Origin of the sequence: Amycolatopsis sp. NPDC059021, from assembly GCF_042739895.1 — a bacterium.
Classification (GTDB): domain Bacteria; phylum Actinomycetota; class Actinomycetes; order Mycobacteriales; family Pseudonocardiaceae; genus Amycolatopsis.
Window position 1 is genome coordinate 20,508 of record NZ_JBHYIQ010000013.1, and the last position, 23,096, is coordinate 43,603.

The 23,096-nt window shown below is 68.3% G+C and carries 21 protein-coding genes; 3 read left to right on the forward strand and 18 right to left on the reverse strand.

Features of this window, described 5'->3' with window-relative positions; translation table 11 throughout:
- Positions 1-144 precede the first annotated feature (144 nt).
- The 13 genes from ACFWX1_RS10145 to ACFWX1_RS10205 form a co-directional block, all read right to left on the reverse strand.
- Complete coding sequence (locus ACFWX1_RS10145) at positions 145-1,335, reverse strand: ABC transporter permease (RefSeq protein WP_378385827.1); 1,191 nt, start codon at positions 1,333-1,335, stop codon at positions 145-147.
- Positions 1,332-2,258, reverse strand: coding sequence for an ABC transporter ATP-binding protein (locus ACFWX1_RS10150; protein WP_378385829.1), 927 nt, complete (start codon positions 2,256-2,258; stop codon positions 1,332-1,334). Before ACFWX1_RS10150 ends, ACFWX1_RS10145 begins: the two co-directional genes overlap by 4 nt.
- A complete protein-coding gene (locus ACFWX1_RS10155) occupies positions 2,251-2,802 on the reverse strand; it encodes a hypothetical protein (RefSeq protein WP_378385831.1) in 552 nt (183 codons plus the stop codon). Before ACFWX1_RS10155 ends, ACFWX1_RS10150 begins: the two co-directional genes overlap by 8 nt.
- Complete coding sequence (locus tag ACFWX1_RS10160) at positions 2,799-3,068, reverse strand: helix-turn-helix transcriptional regulator (protein ID WP_378327752.1); 270 nt, start codon at positions 3,066-3,068, stop codon at positions 2,799-2,801. The genes ACFWX1_RS10155 and ACFWX1_RS10160 overlap by 4 nt, the downstream gene beginning before the upstream one ends.
- A 141-nt stretch (positions 3,069-3,209) precedes the next feature.
- On the reverse strand, positions 3,210-3,755 hold the full coding sequence (locus ACFWX1_RS10165) for a TetR/AcrR family transcriptional regulator (RefSeq protein ID WP_378386025.1): 546 nt from the start codon (positions 3,753-3,755) through the stop codon (positions 3,210-3,212).
- A gap of 313 nt (positions 3,756-4,068) precedes the next feature.
- Positions 4,069-4,677: a gamma-glutamylcyclotransferase gene (locus ACFWX1_RS10170; protein ID WP_378386027.1), complete on the reverse strand. Its 609-nt coding sequence runs from the start codon at positions 4,675-4,677 to the stop codon at positions 4,069-4,071.
- Positions 4,674-5,771, reverse strand: coding sequence for an S-(hydroxymethyl)mycothiol dehydrogenase (locus ACFWX1_RS10175; protein ID WP_378385832.1), 1,098 nt, complete (start codon positions 5,769-5,771; stop codon positions 4,674-4,676). The genes ACFWX1_RS10170 and ACFWX1_RS10175 overlap by 4 nt, the downstream gene beginning before the upstream one ends.
- Before the next feature lie 100 nt (positions 5,772-5,871).
- Entirely contained in the window at positions 5,872-7,137 is a 1,266-nt protein-coding gene (locus tag ACFWX1_RS10180; protein WP_378385834.1) for a peptidase C39 family protein, read from the reverse strand.
- Positions 7,138-7,211: 74 nt separating this feature from the next.
- The gene (locus tag ACFWX1_RS10185; protein ID WP_378385836.1) at positions 7,212-7,613 is read right to left on the reverse strand and encodes a PaaI family thioesterase; all 402 of its coding nucleotides are present in this window, start codon (positions 7,611-7,613) and stop codon (positions 7,212-7,214) included.
- 58 nt (positions 7,614-7,671) lie between these two features.
- A complete protein-coding gene (locus ACFWX1_RS10190; RefSeq protein WP_378385837.1) occupies positions 7,672-11,559 on the reverse strand; it encodes a tetratricopeptide repeat protein in 3,888 nt (1,295 codons plus the stop codon).
- Positions 11,560-11,569: 10 nt separating this feature from the next.
- Positions 11,570-11,899, reverse strand: a complete 330-nt coding sequence (locus tag ACFWX1_RS10195) for a trypco2 family protein (RefSeq protein ID WP_378385839.1) — start codon at positions 11,897-11,899, stop codon at positions 11,570-11,572.
- 24 nt (positions 11,900-11,923) lie between these two features.
- Positions 11,924-13,648: a TIGR03767 family metallophosphoesterase gene (locus ACFWX1_RS10200; protein WP_378385841.1), complete on the reverse strand. Its 1,725-nt coding sequence runs from the start codon at positions 13,646-13,648 to the stop codon at positions 11,924-11,926.
- A 185-nt stretch (positions 13,649-13,833) separates the two neighbouring features.
- Complete coding sequence (locus tag ACFWX1_RS10205; RefSeq protein ID WP_378385842.1) at positions 13,834-14,484, reverse strand: TetR/AcrR family transcriptional regulator C-terminal domain-containing protein; 651 nt, start codon at positions 14,482-14,484, stop codon at positions 13,834-13,836.
- Between the two features lie 57 nt (positions 14,485-14,541).
- Between ACFWX1_RS10205 and ACFWX1_RS10210 the strand changes: the two genes are divergently transcribed.
- On the forward strand, positions 14,542-15,030 hold the full coding sequence (locus tag ACFWX1_RS10210; protein ID WP_378385844.1) for a hypothetical protein: 489 nt from the start codon (positions 14,542-14,544) through the stop codon (positions 15,028-15,030).
- On the opposite strand, the gene ACFWX1_RS10215 is transcribed toward ACFWX1_RS10210, so the two are convergent.
- The 5 genes from ACFWX1_RS10215 to ACFWX1_RS10235 all read right to left on the reverse strand — a co-directional run bounded on the left by ACFWX1_RS10215 (position 14,994) and on the right by ACFWX1_RS10235 (position 20,949).
- Positions 14,994-15,932, reverse strand: a complete 939-nt coding sequence (locus tag ACFWX1_RS10215; protein WP_378385846.1) for a glycoside hydrolase domain-containing protein — start codon at positions 15,930-15,932, stop codon at positions 14,994-14,996. The two genes, ACFWX1_RS10210 and ACFWX1_RS10215, sit on opposite strands and share 37 nt — an antisense overlap.
- A gap of 270 nt (positions 15,933-16,202) precedes the next feature.
- Positions 16,203-17,018 (reverse strand): carbohydrate ABC transporter permease, encoded by an 816-nt coding sequence (locus ACFWX1_RS10220; RefSeq protein ID WP_378385848.1) that lies wholly within the window; start codon positions 17,016-17,018, stop codon positions 16,203-16,205.
- Positions 17,015-17,923, reverse strand: a complete 909-nt coding sequence (locus tag ACFWX1_RS10225; RefSeq protein WP_378385850.1) for a carbohydrate ABC transporter permease — start codon at positions 17,921-17,923, stop codon at positions 17,015-17,017. The genes ACFWX1_RS10220 and ACFWX1_RS10225 overlap by 4 nt, the downstream gene beginning before the upstream one ends.
- Entirely contained in the window at positions 17,923-19,218 is a 1,296-nt protein-coding gene (locus ACFWX1_RS10230) for an extracellular solute-binding protein (RefSeq protein WP_378386029.1), read from the reverse strand. Before ACFWX1_RS10230 ends, ACFWX1_RS10225 begins: the two co-directional genes overlap by 1 nt.
- A gap of 102 nt (positions 19,219-19,320) precedes the next feature.
- Entirely contained in the window at positions 19,321-20,949 is a 1,629-nt protein-coding gene (locus ACFWX1_RS10235; protein WP_378385852.1) for a long-chain fatty acid--CoA ligase, read from the reverse strand.
- A 460-nt stretch (positions 20,950-21,409) separates the two neighbouring features.
- Between ACFWX1_RS10235 and mihF the strand changes: the two genes are divergently transcribed.
- Together mihF and ACFWX1_RS10245 are read left to right on the forward strand one after the other, a co-directional pair.
- Positions 21,410-21,721, forward strand: a complete 312-nt coding sequence (gene mihF, locus ACFWX1_RS10240; RefSeq protein WP_051767699.1) for an integration host factor, actinobacterial type — start codon at positions 21,410-21,412, stop codon at positions 21,719-21,721.
- A gap of 116 nt (positions 21,722-21,837) precedes the next feature.
- Entirely contained in the window at positions 21,838-23,016 is a 1,179-nt protein-coding gene (locus ACFWX1_RS10245) for an isochorismate synthase (RefSeq protein ID WP_378385854.1), read from the forward strand.
- Positions 23,017-23,096 lie beyond the last annotated feature (80 nt).

Here is a 23,096-nt window from a genome sequence, read left to right on the forward strand (position 1 = left end):
CAACAGCGCGCCCCCCTCCCCCAACTACTGGGGGGGGGGGCCCCAAAACCCCGGCGGGGGGGGTGGGGGGGGTAACCCCATTAACGCCCCCTTACGGGCGTCTGGCGCCCGTAAGGTGGCCTTAACGGCATGGCGGTGATGCGATCAGCCGCGCAGGGCTTCGGAGAGTTTGATGCGGCTGCCGAGGCGCAGGACGCTGTTGCCGTAGATCTTCCCGCCGAGCCAGGTCAGCAGCGCGACGAGCAAACCGGTCAGTACCAGCGAGGCCGCGATTTCCCAGCCCGCCGCCGCGCCGGTCGAGATCCGAGCGGGCATCAGGATCGGCGAGAACAGCGGTACCAGCGAGAGCACCTTCGCGGCCGTTCCGTCCGGGGACTGGATCAGCAGGTTGAAGCCGACGATGAACCCGACGATCAGCACCATGTTCACCGGCCCGACCACCGACTGCGTGTCCTCCTGCCGGGAGACCAGCGAGCCCATCGCGCCGTAGATCGTGGCGTACAACAGGAAACCGAGCAGATACCAGACAAGGCCCCACACCAGCGCGCCGGTGGCGAAACCGGACAGCGTGAACACCCCGGTCGCCGACGCCACGATCGCGCCGGCCACGGCGAGGATCGCCAGCTGCGTCAGGCCGACCAGGCCGAGCCCGATCACCTTGCCCAGCAACAACTGCCACGGTCGCACGCTCGACAGCAGGATCTCCACGACCCGGCTGGACTTCTCCTCCACCACCCCTTGGGCCACCAGCATTCCGTAGGTCACGATGCTCATGTAGAGCAGCACCACCACGACGAGCCCGACGACGAGCCGCTTGCCACTGTCCGGATCCTGCGGCTTGATCGCGTCGACGCCGACAGCGGTGGCCGACACCTCGCGCATCACCTGCGCCGGGTCCAGGCCCGCCTCGGACATCTTCGCGTTCAGCACCTGCTGCCGGGCGACCTGGTCGAGCACCGTGCGCAGCTTGGAGTCCAAAGTGGACTTCACGAGCACCTTGAGGTCCGACGCGCTACCGGAAACCAGGGCGTCGAAATCGCCGTTTTCGACCTTGGCCCTGCCCTCGGCCGCGTCGGGCACCGAAACGGTCTTGATCGTCTGCCCGGTCTGCGAACCGGCGGCTTGGAGCTGCTGGGCGATCCCCGTCGACTGGCCCGTCAGCCCCACGGTGCTCTTGCTCGACGAACCCGCCAGTCCTGATTGGAACGCGACGAAACCGATCAGCAACACCAGCATCACCGCGGTACCGACCACAAAGGACCGGGTACGCAGCCGCGTGTTCAGTTCCCGCTTCATGACGAGCCAGATCGCCCGCCGCGCGTTGAGCGTCCTCACGCCGTTCCCCCTTCGGCTCGTGGCTGCTCGGCGACCGCGTCGCGGAACAGTTCGGTCAGCGTCCGCCGCTGCCTGCTGAACTCGGTGACCGGGCCGGTGGCCAGTGCGGCGGCGAGCACGGCCTGGTCGTCGGCGCTGGGCGCCAGGTCGAGAACGCTTGTCGGGCCGTGGTTTTCCAGCACCCGGACCCCGGGCAGCGAGGCCGCCCAGCCTGGCGGCGCCGACGGCGCGGTCACCACGAGCTTGCTGCCCGCGTTCCCGGTCAGCTCGGCCACCGGGCCCGTCGCCACCATCCGTCCACTTCGGATGATGCCGACCCTGTCGCACAGCCGCTCGACGAGATCGAGCTGGTGACTGGAGAACACCACCGGCACCCCGGTCGACGCCTTTTCCCGCAACACCGCGCTCATCACGTCGACCGCGAGCGGGTCCAAACCGGAGAAGGGCTCGTCCAGTACCAGCACCAGCGGGTCGTGCACCAGCGCGGCCGCGAGCTGAACCCGTTGCTGGTTACCGAGACTCAGCTTCTGGACCTCGTCCTTGCGCCGCTCGGAAAGCCCGAGCCGCGCGATCCAGTTCTCCGCGTTGCGATGTGCCTCGTTCGCGGTCAGCCCGTGCAGTTCGGCGAGATAGACGAGCTGGTCGAGCACCTTCATCTTCGGATACAGACCGCGTTCCTCCGGCATGTACCCGATGTGCGTGCGGGCTTCGTGCGTGATCGGCTTTCCGTCGAAGCGGACCTCCCCCGCGTCCGCGGCCAGCACCCCCAACGCGATCCGCATCGTCGTGGTCTTGCCGGCGCCGTTGCTGCCGACGAAACCGAAAAGCTCGCCGGCGCGGACGTCGAAACTCACACCGTCCAGCGCGACCTTCGCGCCGTAGCGCTTGGAGATCCCGTCGATCTCCAAGGTTTTTTCACTCATCCCCATTCCCCTCCTCGAGAAAATCCTCGGGATCGTCGTCCGGAAGCAGCCAGCCGAGCACGATCGAGGGCACCGTGCTCCCGGTGACGAGCAGCGCCGCGAGCATCATCGCGCCCCGTACCCCGCTGTCGTGCTGTTGTGAGATCAGTAGCCCGTAGAACATCGCCACGATCATCAGGAAGGTCAGCGTCATGTAGGCGACGAACGTGATCCGGTGCCGCCATTCGCGCTCGCGCTCGTCGAGCAGGCGGGAAAAGCCGCCGCTCATCCGGCCGGTCAGGATCCGGAGCAGGGCGAACCCGACGGCACCGATGGCGAATCCGCCGAACCAGGCGCTCATCGAAAACCACGGGGAAGCGAGTTTGAAGCTCGCCGCGCCCACGATCAGCACCAGGTCCCCGAGAAGCACCAGTACCACCAGTTGCCGACGTCGTCGCCGGGTTCGCCAGGTCGGCAGCCTGCGTTCCCGGCGCCGCTCCTGTTCGTCCATCTTGTCCAGCTGCCGTTCCCAATACGCGGCGAAGCGTCCCGCCCTGCTGCTCATGCTCCCCCCTCGCGATAGACCTGAGTGGACAGTGGCGCGAACGGCTCGCGGCTGAACACCGCCTCGACCGGGAGGTCGAACACCGCGCAGATCCGGAACGCCAGATCCAGGCTCGGGTAGTGGTCACCGCGTTCGAGCGCGCCGATGGTCTGTGGGTTGACCTCGACCGCCGTCGCCAGCGCGGCCCTGCTCAGCCCGCGCTCCGCTCGGAGCACGGGGAGCCGGTTGTAGATCGGCAGCTCCTTGCCGCGTCGCACCGGACTCATACAACGTACTGTTGCAAAAACCCAACGACTCGTCAAGTTGTCCAGGTCGAGGGGCGCGTCGGGCGCAGCGGAGGATGCACGGGAAAGTGCCTGTGCAGGCGAGGGAGGATATGCGCGAGCCCCCGAAGGGGGCCCCGAAGATCAGGGGCGCAGCGACGCGTCGAGCACGTGCGCGAATTCCGCCATGAGGGCGGTTTCTTCGATGTCGGTCGTGGCGGGCCGCAAGGAGAACGCGAAGGACTGGACCAGCAGCAGCACCGATCTCGCCTGGGCGCCGACATTGGCCCGGCGTATCGAGCCGTCGCGATGTCCGGCGGCGAGCAGTTGATGGACCACCTTTTCGGCGAACCGCTGGGTCCGGCCCAGTCGTTCGACGATGTAGGGCAGCAGCAGTTCGGGATCGACGTCGAGCAGGGTGCGGAACAGCGGATCGCCGGACAGGGAACGAATTCCGCTGACGGCGATGAGCACCAGCCGTTCCCTGCTGTTCTTCGCTCCGGAGCCCTGTTCGCCCGCGTGCCGCAGCAACCCGCCGAATTCACGGGTCATCAACGCGCTGAGCACACTGCGAACGTCGGGAAAGCGCCGGTAGACGGTCATCCGGCTGACGCCTGCCGTCCGTGCGATCTCGGCGAGTGTGGTGCGGCGTACCCCGACCGCGAGCACGCATTGGCGTGCCGCGTCCATGAGTACGTCGTCGGGAACTCTCGTCGCCGCCTGCCGGTTGCGGGTGTCCGCCAAAGCGGAGGGAGCACTCGGCATGATGTGACGATTCACCTCCAGAAACAGCATGAGTTCGTGCAGGAACCGGTAAGCCATCGGAATCGCCGGGCGCGGGGCGGCAGGGAAAGACCGCCGCGGCGGGGCCGTGGGATGGCTCGGCCAGGGTATCGGTTCAGCGCCGTGATGGAACGTGAACCTTGTTTTGTTGGAAAGAATGGCTGAGCGTCGTAGCGTTGTGACTCAGCGCGCTGATGTCCCAATACGTACTGCCGTATCGCTACAAGATGGTGCAGGATACGCCGTGCGAGGTCGCCGCGACACCGCGAAGTGTGGCCGCTTCCGCCTGTCCGACGTCGGCGACACGGACCGGCGAGCCGTTGACCAGCAACGGAAACCGGATTTCCGAGGCGCCGACATAGGCGAGTACCTCCGCGGGTCGCGAGCCGTCGTCCAGCGTGATGTCCGGGTTCCCCAACCGGGCCAGGTGATAACGTTCGCCGCGTCCTTCGCATATATCGAGAATCGCGAGTTGGTCGGGAGTCACGAACCAGACGGCGTGCTCTTCGACGACATCCGGCAGCGCGGTGAGAGTCGCGGGCCGCTGACCGTCGCGTTTCCGGAGGCCGGACGCCCACACCGCGCCGAGCCCGGCGCAGCGCGCCTTCACCACCACGACAGGCCCTTTCAGCCCTAATTCGGTGCGCAGCCAGGTGATTTTCGACGGGCAGGCGTTGGAACCGTAGGCCAGTACGGCAGGCCGGTCCCGCCAGCCGGGCGGCGCCGTGTCGAGTGGATGCCCCGCGCCGTCCGAATGGACGAACGAGCATCCCGGCCGCGCCCCGGGATAGGGGGCGTCCGGATACTCGGCGTCGGTGAAGAGGATCAGAACGTCACCACGCTGCGCAGAACCTCGCCGCGGTGCATCCGGCCGAACGCCGCCTCGACGTCGTTCACGCCGATTCGTTCGGTGACGAACTTGTCCAGCGGGAGCCTGCCCTGGAGGTAGAGGTCCACCAGCATCGGGAAGTCCCGCGAGGGCAGGCAGTCGCCGTACCAGGACGATTTGAGCGATCCGCCGCGCGAGAAGAAGTCGATGAGCGGCAGGTCGTCGAGCCGCATCTCCGGCGTCGGCACCCCGACCAGCACGACCGTTCCGGCCAGATCGCGGCCGTAGAAGGCTTGACGCCAGGTCTCCGGCCTGCCCACCGCGTCGATCACCACGTCCGCGCCGAACGAATCGGTGGCTTCCCGGATGGCCTCGACCACTTCGGCCTCGCCGAGGCCCTTGCTGTTGAGCCGATGGGTCGCGCCGAACTCCTGTGCCCAGGTGAGCTTGCGGTCGTCGGTGTCGATCGCGACGATCGTCGTCGCGCCCGCGAGCTTCGCCCCGGCGATCGCGGCGTTCCCGACCCCGCCGCAGCCGATCACGGCCACCGAATCGCCCCGGCCCACCGCGCCGGTGTTGAGCGCGGCGCCGAGCCCGGCCATGACGCCGCAGCCGAGCAGCCCGGCCACCGCCGGTTCGGCGGCGGGGTCGACCTTCGTGCACTGTCCACTGTGGACGAGCGTTTTCCCGAGGAACGCGCCGATGCCGAGTGCCGGGCTGAGTTTCGTGCCATCGGACAGCGTCATCGGCTGCGCGGCGTTGAACGTCGAGAAGCAGTACCACGGTTTCCCGCGGCGGCAGGCCCGGCAGGTCCCGCAGACGGCCCGCCAGTTCAGGACGACGTAGTCACCGGGTTCGAGGTCGGTGACGCCCGCGCCCACCTGCTCGACACGGCCGGCGGCTTCGTGGCCGAGCAGGAACGGGAACTCGTCGTTGATGCCGCCCTCGCGATAGTGCAGGTCGGTGTGGCACACGCCGCAGGCCTGCACCGAGACCACCGCTTCGCCGGGGCCCGGGTCGGGCACGAGCACGGTCTCCAGCGTGACTGGCTCGCCCTTCGCGCGTGCGACGACGCCCTGGACCTCGTGCGGCATGCCTCGACCACCTTCCGGCTGCGGTGCTGACACTCGCAGCTTGCCACGGATCATGCGGACATGGCGACTCCCGCATGGGTGGCCGGGGTGACGGCGCCGGTCAGGCCGGGGTGATCAGATAGACGACACCGCCGGGCCCGCTCGCGACGCTGCCGTCCGCGGTGTGCCGTTGGGTGCGCTGCCAGATCTTTTCGAACTGGTCGCGTTTGTAGACGGTGCGGACGTTGTCGTTGCTGTTGGACGCCGGGTCGTTCGTGATGACGTCGCCGTCCTTCGTGAACCCGATGACGACCATGATGTGCCCGGCGGTGCCGTATCCCGCGCCGTCGAGCTCGCTGGACTCGAACGACTGCGACGTGATCACCGGGATGCCACGGGCGATGTAGTTTTCCAGCTCGTTCAGTGAATGCAGCCGGGTGATGTGCCCGCGCAGCCCGAGCGAGGCGGCGTAGGCGGTGTTGAACGGCCAGTTCCCGGTGCCCTCGTAGGCGTAGTCGTAGGTGTAGCGCGCCGCGTAGGCCACGGACGGATCGACGTAGCCCGCCGGGATCCAGGCCATGTCCGCGGGCTTGGGCCGCTTGCCCCAGTACTCGGCGACCATCTCGGTCGCGGTCGGGCTGCACCAGTTCTCCCCGCCGCCACCGTACTGCGGGAACTGTCCTTTGTGGAGGTTCTGGGCGTACGGGGGCACGTCGAGCTCGATCCCAGTGGCACGGCCCGGTTTCGTGGTCCGGACGTCGAAGCGGTCGGGCACCGCGGACGTCATCGCGCCCAGCGACGTCACCACCGGGGTGACGTGCGAACCGGCCTCGCGATACAGCGTGATCCGCAGCTGGTAGGAGCGCAGCGTGACGCCGCTCTTCGTGCCGAGCGTGTCGACGTCCACGCTCGCGTTGGCGTCGTCCTGGCCGTTGACGCTGGTCCGCTGGATGTCGCCGTCGCCGCTGGCCCAGCGGCCCATCACGTACCACGTGGTCTCGGCCCCGGTGGCCGTGCGAGCCTTGACCTCGACCTGCAGCCACGTCTTCGCGGGCGTCTTCGCGTTCCACGACGCGATCAGCTGCGTCGCGTCGAAGCCCTGGGCATACACGGGCGACGTCCAGCTGCCGTACTCGTACGTCCGGTTGGTGCCCAGCCCCGGCTCGGCGTGCTGGATCGTGCCGGCAGGCCGGGTGATGCGCAGCCCGTCGTGCTCGATCCCGACGCCTGCCGCCTCGCCGTGGCGGAAGCCGTGCGAGTTCGACCATTCGTGGTAGTCGATCGCCTCGTCCTCACCGGGACGCCCCGGCTGGGCCTCGGCGACCTGCGCGGTCACTGCGGTCAGCATGGCGATGGACAGTAACGTGAACAACCCGCGCACCCGCATTCCGGCTCCATCCCTCGGCACCCACCCAGTAGCGAGAGATTTTTGCCGGTCAGACCGGGTATGTAAACAGTTGCCTACAAGACTGCCTGCGTCTGTGTCACTTTCGCGACCAGCTTGCCCGCGGCGTCGTGGATCTCCGTCTCCACCACGACGAACTTCCGGCCCGCGTGCAGTGGCCTGGACGACGCAACCGCGTAGCCCGAACGGATGGCACGCAGGAAGTTCGTCTTCGACTCGACGGTCGTCGTGCCCTGAGCGCCCTCGGGCAGGTTGAGGAACGCGCACACCGCACCCGTCGAGTCGGCCAGCGCCATCAGCGCGCCGCCGTGGAGCACGCCGCCGAGCGTGCAGAGGTCCTCGGCGTGCTCGAGCCGGCTGCGGACCAGCTCGGGGCCGTGCTCGAGCACCTCGATGCCGAGCCGTTCGCTGAACGGCATGGTCCGATGGAAGAGCTGGGTGCCTTCGACGTCGATCATGCCGTGGAGCCTGTCTCATCCGGGCGAGCGAGGTCGATTACCCCGGAGGTAACGGCGCTCAGGTGCCGTCCTGGATCCGCTTCCGGATCCGCTGGGCCCGTTCGAGTTCGTCCTCGTGGCCGTCCAGTTGCTGGAAGAGCTCGGCCGCTTCGTCGATGGCTCGCAGTGCTTCGTCCGGTTGGCCGAGCCACAGGTGGGCGAGGGCGAGGTTGTTCAGGCTGTTCCCGAGGTCGGTGCGATGGCTGTCCGTCGGTTCCAGCTCGCGGCGGATGGCGACGGCTTCGCTGAGTGTAGTCACTGCTTCCTGGTGCAGGTCTCGGTCCAGCTGATGGTTCGCGAGTTCGTGCAGGGAACATCCGAAGGGGAACCGGAATCTGCCGGGGTCCCCGGCGGCCAGCGGTCGATAGAGCTCGACCGCCTCGGTGACGGAGGCGAGGGCTTCGTCGTGGCGCCCGAGATCGCTCTGGACGAGGGCGAGGTTGTGCAGGCTCTCGGCGACGCCGGGCAGGTGCGTCACTGGATCGGCCTCGGCGAGCCGGCGGCGGATGGCAAGTGCTTCGGCGAGGGTGGTGCTGCTCGCCGCATGGGCGCCGGACCGGGACTGACGGTTGCCGAGGGTGTTCAGCGTGCGGGCAAGGGCTGGCAAGTGTGCCGCAGGTTCGGTCTCGGCGAGGCGGCGCCAGATGGACGCGGCTTCGGTTAGTGGGGCGATACTCGCGGACAAGTCCCCGGAATCCGCTTGGTGGTAGCCGAGGTCGTTCAGGTAGCTGGCGAGGTCGGGCAGATGTGCGTCCGGTTCGGTTTCGGCGAGGCGGTGGGCAATGCCGACGGCTTCCGAGACGGCGGCCAGTGCTGCTTCTCGTTGCCCCGCGTTCGCTTGACGGCGGGCGAGGGTGTTCAAGTGGGCAGCGAAGTCGGGCAGGAACGCGTCCGGTTCGGACTCGGCGAGCCGCCGGGAGATCTCCACCGCTTTTGTGCTGGAAGCAAGAGCTTCCGTCAGGTGGCCGAGGCCCTCCTGCCTGCTGGACAGGTTGCTGAGACTCGTGGCGAGTTCGGGCAGGAACGCGTTCGGTTGAGTTTCCGTGAGCTGCTGGAAAAGGCTGACCGCTTCGGTCGCTGCGGAGAGAGCTTCTTCTCGAAGGCCGAGCTTTTCCTGCTGGCGTGAGAGATTGATCAGGCCACCGGCCAAGTGGGTGAGGAACACGGCGGCGGGCCTCTTCGCGACAAGGCGCTGGTAGAGGTCGACCGCTTCGACGCAGGCGGCCAAGCTTTCCTCATGGCGCTCGAGGCGTGCCAGCCTGATCCCGAGGTTGTTGAGGCTCGCCGCGAGATCGAAAGTGTAGGCATCCGGCCTCAGGTCGGCGAGTTCGCGATATCTGGCGACGGCTTCGGTGGTGGTGGCGAGTGCGGCGTTCGGCCTGCCCAGGTCTGCTTGGCGGAGCGCGAGATTGTGGAGGGAGTTCGCCAAGTGATCGTTGACCACTCCGAGGTCTTCCCTGCTCAGTTGCCGCTGGATATCCACCGACTGCCAAATGGAACGGGAAGCTTCAGTTTGGCGGCCGAGCGCTGCCTGGCAGGATGAGAGATTGCTCAGCGTGCTGGCGAAGAGGGGCTTAAACGTCTTGGGATCGCTGTTGGCGAGCCGCCGATAGATTTCCACGGCTTCGGTGCAGGTGGCGAGTGCACTCGTCCGCCGCCCGAGGTATGTCTCAAGGTTTGACAGGCTGTTCAACCCGTTCGCGAGTTCGGGGAGGAACTTGGCGGGGTCTGCGGCGGCGAGATCACGGTAGATCTCCACGGCTTCGGTGAGGAGCTCCAGGGCTTCCGGCCACCGCTCGGGCGTATCGAGGCTGATGGCGAGATTGTGGAGACTGCCCGCGAGCCTCGCTTTGCCGCCAATTCCGTTCCGGTCCGGCGAATCACGGTACCGAGTCACCAGTGACCGTCTGATGTGGATGGTCGTTTCCGCGAGCACCGTACTGTGTTCGGGCAATGCCTTAGACCAGGCGATGAGACGTTCGGTTTCGGTGGCGGGATCGGTGGCCAGCCGGTCGAGTGCGGCGACGAGCGGGCGCGGATCCTCCACCTGCGTGGCGACGTCGATCGCGGGTACCGCCAGCACATCGGCGTATCGCAGGCACAACGACGTCACGTATTCGCGCACCGCGTCGCCGAAAACCTTGTGCGCGGCCGCACGTGTGCAGAACGTCAGCAGATCCTCGGCCTCGCCGTCGACGAGTGCGGGAATCAGCGCGTCGATCAGGCCGTTGCGGGCGCGATCGAGGATCAGCCGTCCGATGAGCCGTTCGGCGAGCCGATCCGGTTGCAGGTAGGCGAAAGCGGCTTCCCCGTCGGACGGGTAGAGATCCGTCAGCCAGGCACGGACGGTGTCGCGGCGATCCAGCGGCTGGTCGGCCAGGCCCGGGATCAGCGACAGGAACTTGTCGGCGTCCTGCGGGGCGGGCGGGCCGATCAGCGCGGCCGCGGTGATCGCGTCGGTCAACGTCGCCAGATTCAGGCCGGGCAGCAGACCGTGGGCGCGCGCGGTGCTTTCCCAGTACCGGCGTTCGTGATCGAGCAGCCGGTCCTCCGGGCCGCGCGACGCGGCGTTCGCCCCCGGGCTCGCGGCGTCGAGCAGGTCCGACAGGGCGGTCATCTGTACCGACAGGACCGTCTCATCGCCGGACGTCGCGGGCGGGGAACAGCTGGCGGCGGTCGACGTCCAGTCCACGTCGCCGAAGTTCGGCGCGGGAGTGAGCGCGGCGGCGAACGCGTCCACCGCCGCGCGGTACATGTCCTCCTGACCGGACGCGGTCGTGTCGAGCACCGGCAGTTCCCGCACCGGCGCGACGTCGACCAGGTCTCCGGCGACGTCGTTCCCGCTCGCCAGGCGCTGCCACCACGCGCCCGCCGTCCGCGCGAGCGCGATGATCTTCACCGGCGCCGGGGACCGGCGGCGGGCCACGACATCCAGCAGCGCGGCGAACTGCTCGACGCGGGTTTCGGCGTAGTCGACGGCCACCAGGAGCGGGACGACGGTGTCCGCGAGGACGTCCAGGTTCCCGGCCGGGGGATCCAGCCACAGCGTGGTCCAGCCCAGCCGGGCGGCGAACTCGTGCACCAGCCGGGTCTTCCCCTGACCGCCGGGGCCGTGCAGCAGCCACAGTCCCGAACCGGGGGACTCCGCCCAGGTCCGGAGTTCGCCGAGCAGTTCTTCCCTGCCCCGAAAGGGAACCACGGCGCGGCGTGCCGGAAGCAGCCCGGCCGGTGACGTGATCGCCCCGCCCGTCCTGGCACGTGCCTGCGGATCGCTCAGCTCCCGCAGTTCGACGGGTTCGAGCGCGGCGTCACCGACCAGCGCGGCGAACGCGGGATCCCGGAGCAGGACGTACATCGGGACGGCTTCGAGCGCGGAATGCCCGCGCCCGGCCGGATCCGTCGCGATGACGCCCGTGACCAGCTCACCGCAGCACATCGCCGCACCCGACAGGCCACCCCACGGCGACGTGCCGGGACCTGTCGCCTCGGGTGGGTGAATGTCGAGGTTCAGCACGTACCGGTCGCCGACCATGCGATCACCGGCGTTGAACGTCCCGGACACCTGCGCCACCTCGGCCGGCCGCCCCGCACGTTGCACCAGATCGGGCGAACCCCAAGTGACACAAGGGATCCCGGTCCGGTGGGTGACCGTGTGGCCCCATGCGATGGCGCCGGGCACCGGTGTCCAGGCCACCTCGACCAGCGCCGCGTCGTCCCGGCCCCCTGGCGTGCCGCACCACACCACCCGCCCGGTGAACTCCCCGGCGCGGCCCGGCCGGAACACGGTCACGGCCTCGCCCATCGCGCGGACGACATGGGCCGACGTCAGCACCAGCCGCGGTGCGACGACGTAGCCCGAGCCGGGGCCACCGGGACCGGTGACCGCGACGACGCGTTCCCACTCCACAGTGGAGCTCTCAGCGGCCCACGTGTTCCGACACGTCGCCCGGCCCGGCCGGGCGGGCCGCCGATCCGGAGACGACCACGTCGTTCCCGCCCGGCAGCCGCGGAGTCACCGTCAGTTTCACCTTGTGCGTGCGTCCGCGCACCACACCGGCTTCGACGTCGGCGGACACCACCCACGCCTTGAAACCCGCCTTGGCCTTGGCGTCCTTGCGCAGCTCGACGGCGAACTCCAGCTCGATCGGCCCGACCACGAACTCGACGTCCGCGCCCGCCCCCTGTGCCGCCGCGGTCAGCAGTTCGTCCCGCACGCTCGCGACGGCGTCAGCCAGCTCGATGTCCATGCCTCACTTTGGCACAGCGGGCGCTCAGGCGAGGGGATGGGTGAGCAGCAGTTCGGTGTTGTGGTCCGCGTCGGTGCCGATCCGGCCCGGCACGGCCTGGACGTCGTTGTAGGACAGTTCCCGGTACAGCGACGCCAGCGCGTCCGGCCGGTGGTCGCCGTAGTCGGCGGCGTACGGCGATTCGGCCTCGATGAGCGTGGTGAACAGCGACAGCGTGCCGTCCGCGTTGTCGGCGACCTCGATGACGCGGGCGTGTTGCGGGAAGTCGATGTGCGACGCGGTGTTGATCTCCCAGAAGCTCTGCGCGGGTGTCTTGCCGCGGTGCGGGGTGATCTTGTTCTCGTGGGTGTGCCCGTTGACCCAGGCCAGCACGTTCGGGAAGCGGTTGAGCAGGCCGACGAACGTGTCGCCGTTGAGCCGGATCTCCAGCGGGTGCCGCCGGTCGGGCAGCAGGTTGCCCATGGATGTGCTGGTGTGGTGGCTGAACAGGATGAACAGCTCGTCGGTGACCTGCTGGGTGACCCGGTTGCCGAAGAAGTCGTAGTACGTCGAGCTGCCGCGTTTGAGGATCGACTCGACCCAGGTGAACTGGCCGAGCCCGATCGATCCGTCCGCGAAACCGCCGAGCGTGGTGGTGTCGAGGCTGATCCCGGTGATCCCCGGCGCGATGCGGAACGTGTAGTAGACGTTGCGGCCGTCGGCGTTGTTCTCGCCGAAGCCGTGTCCTACCGGCCCCGGCCCGGTGTGCGCGGTGTCCAGGTGCGCGCGGACGAATTCCGCGGTGCTGAAGGGACGGCGGCGTTCGTCCGGGGTGACCTCGCGGATCGTGCCCGACCCGCCGAACAGTTCGCCCGCCGGCACCGCAGAGCCGGGTTTCGCGAGCGCCGCGGCGAGCTTGCGGGTGGTGCTCTCGTCCTTCCCGATCACCTTGTATTTGCCGGTGTACCAGGCTTCCTGGCCTGGCAGGTCCGGCAGCGTGCCCACGATGCTGTCGTCGTGGTTGCCGAACGTGCAGTACCACGGGACGTCGAGCCCGGTCGCGGCGAAGGTGCTGCCCGCCGCTTCGAGCAGGCCGGGCAACTGCGGGAAACCCTTCTTCGAATACGCGTCGTCCAGCGGGATCCCGGGGTTCCAGTACTGCTTGTTGCCGGAGTTCTGGACGCCCTCGTAGCGATGCGGGTCGCCGGAGTTCTGGGTCACCGAGCCGCCGTTGAGGAGCGTGAGGAACCAGTCGAGTTCGAGGTGTTCGTGGTTGTCGGTGTTGTCGCCGGTGGTCACCACGAGGTCGAACGGCCGACCGGTGAACGGCCCGGCGCGCAGGCTGTTCACGCGGCGCACCAGCGCGTTGGTGGACACGGCGCCGAGCGTCTCCTGCGGGCGGTGCGCGCCGCCCGCGAACGCGTGCAGGTATTCGAACCTGGCCGGGCTCTCGGTGTCGGTGATGTGCAGATCGGTGAACTGCACGAACGAACTCCGCGCGTGGCGCCGGTCGTCGCGGCCCGCATTCGCCGTGGCCAGTTCGTCGCGGACCTTGAGCGGCCAGCCGGGGCCCGCGGTGAGCCGCGTGTAGCCGGGACCCGCGGTGACCGGGGTGGCGACGGATTCGAGCGTGGTGCCGGACGTCGACACCGTGCGGGTGCCGGTCAGCCGCAGCGCGCGGTCGAGCGCGTTCGAGACGGGGGTGCACAGCAGCAGCCCGAGGCCGGTGACGCCCGCGGTGGTGAACGCGCGCCTGGTCAGTTCGGCCATCTTGTGCTCCCTGCTGCCTGAGTTTCCGGGCCGTTGTGCACGGTGCCGCATGAGGTTAGCGGGATGGTGAACGACAGGGAAGGGAAACACGAAGAAATCTCGCGTTCGGTACCCGGGTGGCCGATCCGTGAAGGACTCCTTCACGGCGCTGAGCGCCAGTAAGGGGGCCTTCACGGCAGTGGGGGCTAGCGTTTCCGGCGGGCTCGGCGGCGGCGGTGTTCGAGACCGTCGAGGACGACGTCGATGCCGAGCTCGAACAAGTCCTCTGTGGACAGACGAGCGAACGCGGCGCCGAGGCTGTGCAGGTTCGGGTAGTCCTCGGGGTTCATCGCGGGGGTGGCGTTTTCTCCTGCGCTGAGGGGGTTTCTGGCTTCTCCGGAGGCCGGTGGCAGCTGCTCGACGGACGCGAGCACGTGTGCGGCGAGCAGGCGGGCGATCCCGGCTGTCTCGTCGGCGGAGAAGCCCGCGTCGAGCAGGATGCGCACTGTCGTCTCGATGTGTCCCAGCCGGTGTGGCCCGGTCGGCGGACGTTCGCGAAGCAGTGTCGCGGCGTCGCGGTGGCGGAGCAGCAGTGCGCGGAACTGCCGCAGCCCGCTCGCCAGCTGCTCGCGCCACGGCAGCGCGCCGTCGATCTCGAACGCGTCCGCGCAGATGGCCTCCGCGAGCAGATCGAGCAACTGCCCCTTGTCCTGCACGTGCCAGTACAGCGTCGGCGAGCTGATCCCGAGCCGGGCGGCCAGCTTGCGGGTGCTGAGTTCGGCCAGCCCGACCTCGTCGAGCAGGCTCAGCGCGGCCTCGGTGATCTGCTCGCGATCGAGCGTGCCTTTACGTGCCACCCGCGCACTCTATCAGTGGTAGATTGTTCTCTATCGCTGATAGAGAACGGGGGACTCGTGGCTGATACAGGGGAAACGTGGACGCCGGGACTGCGGCTGGCGGTCGCGGTGTGCTCGGCGGTGTTCGCGATCGGCACCGCACTGCAGAACTTCGTCGTCATCGATCCGCACATGATCGAACTGGCCATGCGGCTGGCGGGGAAGACACCCGCCGAGGCGCAGGCCGAAGCGCCAGGATTCCTCACCGTGCTCCGGCTGGTAGGTGATCTCTACCTGGCCGGCAACCTGCTCGGTCTCCTGGCGCTGTGGCCGCGTGCGCGGATCTTCTGGCTGGTGCTGATCGTCAACATCACCCAGGCGGCGGGCGTGATCGCGATCCCGCCCGCGGTCTTCCGCGCGTCACTGGAACTCTACGGTCCCGTCGGGCTCCTGCCGTCGCTGCTCACCGACGGCGGCGCGCTGGTGCTTTCGCTCGTCCTGATTTTCCGCTGGCTCAGCGGAAAACGGGCTCAGCGGAAGGAGAGGGACGCGGTCCGTTCCGGGTGACCCGGGGCATAGGTGTAGATGATGGAACCCTGCGTCGCGCCGGGGGCCACGTCGATCTTCCACGGCCGGAGCCGGTCGATGTGGAAGTCGGCTTCGTTGCTCCACTTGTAGTCGAACTTGTCCCCGTCGGGAAGCGCTTCACCGGCTTGCCAGATCCCGTGCACGATCATGAAATCGACCGGGCAGTTGACGCGGATCTGACTGGCCCCGGCGGGGATGTCGAACGACAGGCTGCGTCGCTCTCCGGACTGTAGCTGCATGTTCCACTCCTCGTCGTTCATGAACGCGGACGAACCTCCACCGGGGGTGAAGGGGATCGGGCGCAGGATCAGGACCCGGTCGGTCTGGATGCCCCCGACGATGGGCTGATAGTTGTTGTCCTGCCAGCCGTTGATGAAGCCGCGGGCCGCTTCCCAGGCCCCGCACTGGATGAAGTAGTCGACGTGGCCGCGGCCGGCGTCCATCGCGTCGGCGAATCCGTACGCGCCCACGCGGCCCCGGCCGAGGATGCTCACCGCACCGTCGAGATAGGCCTGCCACACCGCGGGCGTGATGAGCGGCCGCCCGGGAGCGTTGAACCACCGGTCGGCGCAGAAGAAGATCACACCGGGAAAGCCGAGGTAGTTGCACCCGGCGAGCGCGCGCCGGGCGTTTTCCTGCCCCTGCGCGTATCCGCCGATCGCGTCGTCCTGGTCGACCTCGAAGTACATGGCGAGGCCGAGACCGGAATTCAACTGGTCGCGGTACTCGGACGCGTTCGTGTGCTTGGTGCCGAGCAGATTCGGCGCGTCGATGTAGCGGATGACGCCGGTCGCGGTCTCGCCGTTCGACCCGACCTTGGCCGATTTTATCGTGGCGGCGGAGAGTTTCGCGGCGCTGTAGTCGATCCACCAGGTGGCCATGGCGTTCCCCCTCGAACGGGCTCCGGTCTCACTTGATCATTCGGAGCAGCCATGGACTCGTCTTGCCGTCTGTTGCCCGCCCCACGTTCCATGATGAGCGCACGGGGTCACATTTGTAATGCCTCATCGTGCCGCCATTCGGGCTAAACAGGGTGGCTGCTCGCTGTCACCAAGCCGACCGAAGGTAGGCGGATACGGTCTGCGGCCGATCTGCTCAGCGGTACCGTTTCCGCCGTGGCCGCCGTCGGATTGGTGGCAAACGGCGCAGCACTATCCTTTGAGGCCGGATTCGGTGACGCCGCGCACCAGGTACCGCTGGAGGAAGACGAACAGGAGCACAATCGGCAGGATCGAGATCGCCGCGGCGAGGAAGAGCAGGTTCAGCTGGGGATTCTGCGAGGTGAGCAGGCCGGAGAGGGCGACCTGGACCGTCCACGAGTCCGGCGACTGCGCGATCACCAGCGGCCACAGGAACGCGTTCCAGCTGCCGATCACGGTGATCACCGCGATCGCCGCGAAGAACCCGCGGGAGTTCGGCACCACGATCCGCCAGAACACGCCCCAGCGGCTCAGCCCGTCCATCCGGCCCGCTTCCTCCAGTTCGCGGGGGAAGTCCACGAAATACTGCCGGAAGAGGAACACGCTGAAAGCGCTGAAGATCCCGGGGATCACCAGCCCGCGCAGGTCCGAGACCCAGCCGAGGGTGGATACCACCACGAAGCTGGGCACGAAGGTGACCGACGTCGGGATCATCAATGTCGCGATCACCGCGTACAGCACCTTTTTCGAGTGCCGGTAAGGAATCCTGGCCAGCCCGTAACCCGCGAGCGAGCACACCACCAGAACGCCGGCGGTCTGGACCACGGCGACGACCGCCGACATCAGCAGGCTGTGCGCGAACGGGACGTCCTGCAGCGAGAACAGGTCGGTGATGTTCTCCCCATGCACCGTCGACGGGAAGAACGTCCAGCCGGGCGCGGTGATCTCGGCGCGGGTCGACAGGCCGTTGCGCAGCAGCAGGTAGAACGGCAGCAGGAAGAGCACCGTCGCGACGAGGAGCGCGGTCCACCGCGCGAGCGCTTTCACACCGCCTGCCGATCGAACCGGAACACCCTGCCCTGCAGCAGGGTCACGAGCGCGATGAGCACCGCCAGGATGACCGCGCCCGCGCTGCCCCGCCCGAGGTCCTGACCACCGGAGCCGAGCGAGGTGTAGTAGAGGTACACCAGCGGCGGCCTGGCGAACGGCGGATAGCCGCGTGAATCACCCATGATGTTGTAGAACTCGTCGAACGCCTGATACGCGTTGATGAGGTTGAGCAGCAACACCGCGACGGACGTCGCGCGCAACTGCGGCAGCGTGATGTGCCGGAACACCTGCCAGCCGGGTTTCGCGCCGTCGAGCCACGCCGCCTCGTAGAGATGCTTCGGGATTCGTTGCAGCGCGGCGAGGAACAGGATCATGTAGAAACCCAGCTGCAACCACAGCCGCGCGGTCACCAGCACGACCCAGTACAAGGGCGGATGCACGGTCCCGGTCCAGGCCACCGGGTCGGCGCCGAACAAGCCCAGCACCGAGTTCGCCAGTCCATATCGGACACCGGAGAACAACGACGTCTTCCAGATCAGCGAGGCCACCACGTAGGAACAGGCGAAGGGAAGGAAGAACACCGAACGGAAGAACGCGCGGGCGAATTTCAGCTGGTTGACCCCGACCGCCAGCGCCAGTGAAAGCACGAAGGTCAGCGGCACGATGAACACCGCGAACACGCTGAACGTCCCGAGGCTGGACAAGAACGGCTCGTCGGTCAGCATGTGCGCGTAGTTGTCCAGCCCGACGAACGTGCTCGGGGTGACCGTGTTGCGCGCGTCGAAGAAGGACAGGTACGTGCTCCAGCCGATCGGCAGGTACGCGAACACGATCAGCCCGATCAGCAGCGGCCCCACGAACAGCCAGAAGACCGCGGTGTCGCGGGCCTTGCGTGACCGCATCAGCCGAAGAGGCGCTTCAGTTCGGCCTTCGCGACGTCGACCGCCTTCTTCGTCTCGGCCGCCGGGTCGGCACCTTCCTTGGCGATCTTCGCGACCGCGTCGCTCAGCGCGGTGTTCGACGGCTGGGTCCACACCGGGCCGCCGATGAGGTGGCTGTTCTCCTTGACGAACCGGGCGGCGTCGGCGGCGGGGCCGGACTTCAGGTTGTCCGCCTTGTCCGCCAGGCTCTGCCGGGCCGGTACGTGGAAGCCGAACTTCGTGGCGAACTCCAGTTGATCCGCCGCCTGGTCGATCCACAGCCACTTCACGAAGTCCTTGGCGGCGGCCACGTTCGCGCTCTTGGCGTTGACCATCGCGCCGTACGCGCCGACCGGCACCGACGGCGCGCCACTGCCGTCGAGCTTCGGGAACGCCAGTACGCCGAAGTCGTCCTTCAGCGCGGCCTGGATCTTCGGCACGTTCCACAGCCCGGTCCACTGCATCGCGGCGAGGCCGTCGATGAACGCGGCGGGATCCGACCAGTCCGTCGGCGCGCCGAGCAGCAGCGAGTTGTTCGTGTTGAGCGCGCGCAACTTGCCGAACGCCGTCGCCGCGCGCGGGTCGTCGAAGCCGACCTCGCGGTTGTCGTTCTTCAGGTAGTCGAGCCCGGCCGACCACAGCAGCGGGCCGGTCAGCGTCGAGACGCCGCCGTCGTTGCCGACGAACAAGCCCTTCACGCCGCCCTTGGTGAGCTTCGCCGCCGCGTCGATCAGTTCGTCGACGGTCTGCGGCGGCTGCACGCCCGCGGCGGACAGCAGGCTCTTGCGGTAGAAGAGAACCTGGGTGTCGATGGCCTGTGGGATGCCGTAGACCTTGCCCTCGACCGTGTTCGCGGCGAGCAGCGCCGGGGTGAAGTCGCTCTTCACGCCGGCGACGAGGTCGTCGAGCGGGACGACCTGGTTCTGCCGCACCCAGTCGATCTTGACCTGCGCCTCGAAGACGTCCGGGACGGCGCTGTTCTGCAGGGCCGTCACGATCTTCGAGTCGTAGTCGCCGGGGTTCCACTGCACGGAGACCTTGGCCTTCTGATACGCGGCGGCGTAGCGCTTCACCGCGTCCTGGACGCCGTCCTCGCCGTAGGCGTGATACCACTGCTGCAGCGTGGGTTTCGCTGGTTCCGGCGGCGCCGCCGAGTACGCCGTCGACGGCGGCGGATTGCCCTGCCTGCCCGTGTTCGACCCGCACGCGGCCGCGGTCACGCCCGCCGCCGCCATGCCCGCCAGTGCGAAGAAGTTCCGCCTGCTGCGCTGCTGCATCCCCAGCTCCACCTTCCACAAGCCCGTGGGGGCCACCTCGAAGGACTCAGGGTCCCTCAGGGCGGCCCCCACGGACCATCGGACTCGCCGGATGTTTACCCGTTAGAGCTGTGAGATGTCGAGCTTTCCCTCGGAGTGGAACGCCCGCAGCCGCTTCTTGTCGAACTTGCCGACGCTGGTCTTCGGCACTTCGTCCACGAAAGTCCAGTTCTCCGGCAGCTGCCACTTCGCGACCTTGTCGGACAGGAACTCGCGCAGCTGCTCGGCGGTGGCGGTCTGGCCCTCCTTGAGCACGACGGCGACCAGCGGCCGCTCGTCCCACTTCTCGTCCGGGATGCCGATCACCGCGGCCTCCGCGACCGCGGGATGCGCCATGACCTGGTTCTCCAGATCGACCGAGGAGATCCACTCGCCACCGGACTTGATGACGTCCTTCGCCCGGTCGGTCAGGGTGAGGAAGCCGTCCGGGCTGATCTTGCCGACGTCGCCGGTGCGCAGCCAGCCGTCGTGGAACTTGTCCGGGTCGACGTCGGCGCCGCCGTGGTAGGCCGCCGCGATCCACGGCCCCTGGACCTCCAGCTCGCCCACGGCCTCGTTGTCCCACGGCAGGACTTCGCCGTCGTCGCCGATCAGCCGCGCGCTGACCGACGCGGGGAAGCGGCCCTGCGTGTAGCGGTAGGCCCAGTGCTCCTCACCGGTCGCCGACGCCGGCGGCCGCGCGACGCTGCCCAGCGGCGACGTCTCGGTCATGCCCCACGCGTGCAGGATCGGCACGTTGTAGCGGTCCTCGAAGGCGTGCATCAGCGACGGCGGCGCCGCCGAACCGCCGACGACGACCTCGCGCAGGTGGGAGATGTCCTGCGGGTTCGCGTCGAGGTGGGCGAGCAGGCCCTGCCAGATCGTCGGCACCGCGCCCGCGAACGTCGGCTTCTCCGCGGCGAGCAGCGCGGCGATCGGGGCGGGCTGGAGGAAGCGGTCCGGCATGAGCAGCGACGCGCCGACCATCAGCGCGGCGTAGGGCATGCCCCAGGCCATCGCGTGGAACATCGGGACGATCGCGAGGGCCTTGTCGTGCTGGGCCAGCCGCATGCTGTCGGTCATGCAGACCTGCATCGAGTGCAGCCAGATCGAGCGGTGCGAGTACACGACGCCCTTGGGGTCACCGGTCGTGCCCGAGGTGTAACACATCGCGGCGGCCGAGCGCTCGTCGACCAGCGGCCAGTCGAACTCGTCGGACTGCGCGGCCAGCAGCGCGTCGTAGGAGTGCACCTGGACTCCGGCCGGCGCCTCCAGCGCCGAGGCGTCGCCGTTCGCCACGATCACGTGCTTGACCGTCTTGAACCCTGGTAGCTGCTTGGCCAGCAGCGGGACCAGCGTGCCGTCGACGATGACGACGTGGTCCTCGGCGTGGTTGGCCACGAACGTCAGCTGCTCGGGGAACAGCCGGATGTTCAGCGTGTGCAGCACCGCGCCCATCGAGGGGACGGCGAGATAGGCGGCGAGGTGCTCGGCGTTGTTCCACATGAACGTGCCGACGCGCTGATCGCCGGTCACCCCGAGGCTCCGGAGGGCGTTCGCGAGCCGGGCGGCGTGCCTGCCGAGGTCGGCGTAGCTCTCGCGGCGGGCTTCTGAACCGGTCCAGGTGATGACTTCGCTCCCCGCGTGCACCGAGGTGCCGTGGCGGAGCAGCGTGGCCAGCGACAGCGGCCCGTCCTGCATCGTGCTCAACATGGGCGACTCCCGTGGACTCTTTCGCCGATGGTCTGGGTGCCGCCGACTCTAATGCGGAACGGGCGTTCCGAGCATGGTCGACACAGGCAACTCTTCGGTTACGACGTCCCGCTAACGGGTGTCCGCGAAATCCGGTACAAGATCATCAATTTTCAACATTTTCCTTATGTGGCGCCGAAAGTAGTCACCCATAGCGGGTGAAATGCACCGCACTTTCGAGTGAGCCGACCCGGGTGCGGGGCGTGGCGGGTGGACGTTTCCGCAGGCTGGAGCGGCGACGCGACGGGTTGCCCGCCGGGTGGTCGAGGGGTAATAAGTGCGTGTCGGTTGCACGTCCGTGAACGTCGTGGCGTTTACTGGGGCGGTGGTAAGAGACGGCTGGCCAGCGCTTGCGCCTGCAAGCACCGGGATAAGGCCGTCGGCCGCGAAAGCGGAGACCTGAGAGGAAAGGACTACTACGTTGGCTCTGCCCACGTTGACTCCGGAGCAGCGCGCCGAGGCCCTCGCGAAGGCGGCCGAGGCACGTAAGGCGCGTTCCGAGCTGCTTGCGTCGATCAAGTCCGGCAAGGAGAGCATCGAGAAGGTGCTCAAGCAGGCCAAGGAGAACAAGACCATCGGGAAGACGAAGGTCACCCAGCTGCTGAAGGCCGTCCCCGGCCTGGGCGCTGTCAAGGTCGCCGCCCTGCTCGAGCAGGCGGGCATCGACCCCGACCGGCGTGCAGCCGGCCTCGGCGAGCGCCAGCGTGAGGCGCTCATCGACGCGCTCAAGTAGCCGTCGGGGAGTCCCCGCGGGGAAGGTGTGATCCTGCCGGTGGCAGGAGCCTGGACACGGTGTTGTCCCGGCAACACTTTCCCCGCGGACCTCCCGGATCCTGGGACGCTGGAGGCGTGACGACCAGTACCGCGCCGGCGACCCCGGTCGACCTCGCCGCCCGCTACCAGCGGGGTGACTTCCTGCTCGCGACGGCCCGCCGTGCCCTGCTCGCGCAGGGTGTCCAGCGGACCGTCACCGATACCGACCCGGGTCGGCTCGCCGCTGAGGTGGCCCGGCAGCTGAAGGCTGCCCGTGCACCGCTGGCGGTCGGTGTCCTGCCCTTCGACACCGGCTCCGGCACGCGTGTCCCTGGGCATCTCGTACTCCCGCGAACGGTGTTCCGCGCCGACGCGGATGACTCCTCCGTCGCTGGTGTCCTGCCGCGGGAGGTGCTGCCGCGGCCCTCGGACGTCCGTGCCGTGCCCTCGCCCGAAGCGCATATGGACAACGTGGCCGCCACGGTCGCCGCGCTGGCCGACCGGGGGTTCAGCAAGGCGGTCCTCGCCCGCGCCCTCGACCTCGAATTCGCCGAACCGCTGCGTGCCGAGCACATCGTGCGCAACCTGGCCAGGGAGAACCCCCGCCACTTCACCTACGCCGCCGAGCTGCCGGGTGGCCGGACCCTCGTCGGCGCCACCCCGGAGCTGCTGCTCTCGCGCGCCGGCCGCTCCGTCTTCACCCTCCCGCACGCCGGGTCGATGCCACGCTCGGCCGATCCGGAGACCGACCGGGCCAATGGCGAGGAGCTGCGGACCTCGCGCAAGAACCAGATCGAGCACGCGGTCGTCGTGGACTACGTCGTCGAGGCGCTGCGGCCGTTCTGCCGCTCGCTGGACGTTCCCTACGGCCCGGAACTGGTGTCCACCCCCGCGATCTGGCACCTGCGGACCGCCATCACCGGCGAGCTGGCCGATCCCGGCATCACCGCGCTGGACCTGGCCGCCGCGCTGCACCCCACCCCGGCGATCTGCGGCACCCCGACCGAGGGCGCGCGTTCGCTGGTGAGCGAGCTGGAGCCGTTCGACCGGGACTACTACGCCGGTGCCGTCGGCTGGGTCGACGCGGCCGGGGACGGCGAGTGGGCCGTCGCGATCCGCTGCGCCGAAGTCGCCGACACGTCGATGCGGCTCTACGCGGGCGGCGGCATCGTGGCCGACTCGGATCCGCGGGCCGAGCTGGACGAGACGAGCGCGAAGTTCCGGACGCTGCTGGGCGCGATGGGCCTGGCGGACGCGAATCTCCCGTACGTCTGAGCGCTCTGCCCGCCTCAGCCCGTCCCCGGCCTGCCGAAGTCTCTGAAGGCCACCTTGAGGGAACTCAAGTCCCTCAAGGT

Coding starts and splice junctions, on each gene's coding strand:
- ACFWX1_RS10155 (WP_378385831.1), bottom strand. CDS start 2,802: ATGAGCAGCAGGGCGGGACGCTTCGCCGCGTATTGGGAACGGCAGCTG.
- ACFWX1_RS10225 (WP_378385850.1), bottom strand. CDS start 17,923: ATGCGGTCACGCAAGGCCCGCGACACCGCGGTCTTCTGGCTGTTCGTG.
- ACFWX1_RS10195 (WP_378385839.1), bottom strand. CDS start 11,899: ATGGACATCGAGCTGGCTGACGCCGTCGCGAGCGTGCGGGACGAACTG.
- ACFWX1_RS10175 (WP_378385832.1), bottom strand. CDS start 5,771: ATGCCGCACGAGGTCCAGGGCGTCGTCGCACGCGCGAAGGGCGAGCCA.
- ACFWX1_RS10150 (WP_378385829.1), bottom strand. CDS start 2,258: ATGAGTGAAAAAACCTTGGAGATCGACGGGATCTCCAAGCGCTACGGC.
- ACFWX1_RS10230 (WP_378386029.1), bottom strand. CDS start 19,218: ATGCAGCAGCGCAGCAGGCGGAACTTCTTCGCACTGGCGGGCATGGCG.
- ACFWX1_RS10200 (WP_378385841.1), bottom strand. CDS start 13,648: ATGGCCGAACTGACCAGGCGCGCGTTCACCACCGCGGGCGTCACCGGC.
- ACFWX1_RS10165 (WP_378386025.1), bottom strand. CDS start 3,755: ATGGACGCGGCACGCCAATGCGTGCTCGCGGTCGGGGTACGCCGCACC.
- ACFWX1_RS10180 (WP_378385834.1), bottom strand. CDS start 7,137: ATGCGGGTGCGCGGGTTGTTCACGTTACTGTCCATCGCCATGCTGACC.
- ACFWX1_RS10185 (WP_378385836.1), bottom strand. CDS start 7,613: ATGATCGACGTCGAAGGCACCCAGCTCTTCCATCGGACCATGCCGTTC.
- ACFWX1_RS10215 (WP_378385846.1), bottom strand. CDS start 15,932: ATGGCCACCTGGTGGATCGACTACAGCGCCGCGAAACTCTCCGCCGCC.
- ACFWX1_RS10160 (WP_378327752.1), bottom strand. CDS start 3,068: ATGAGTCCGGTGCGACGCGGCAAGGAGCTGCCGATCTACAACCGGCTC.
- ACFWX1_RS10235 (WP_378385852.1), bottom strand. CDS start 20,949: ATGTTGAGCACGATGCAGGACGGGCCGCTGTCGCTGGCCACGCTGCTC.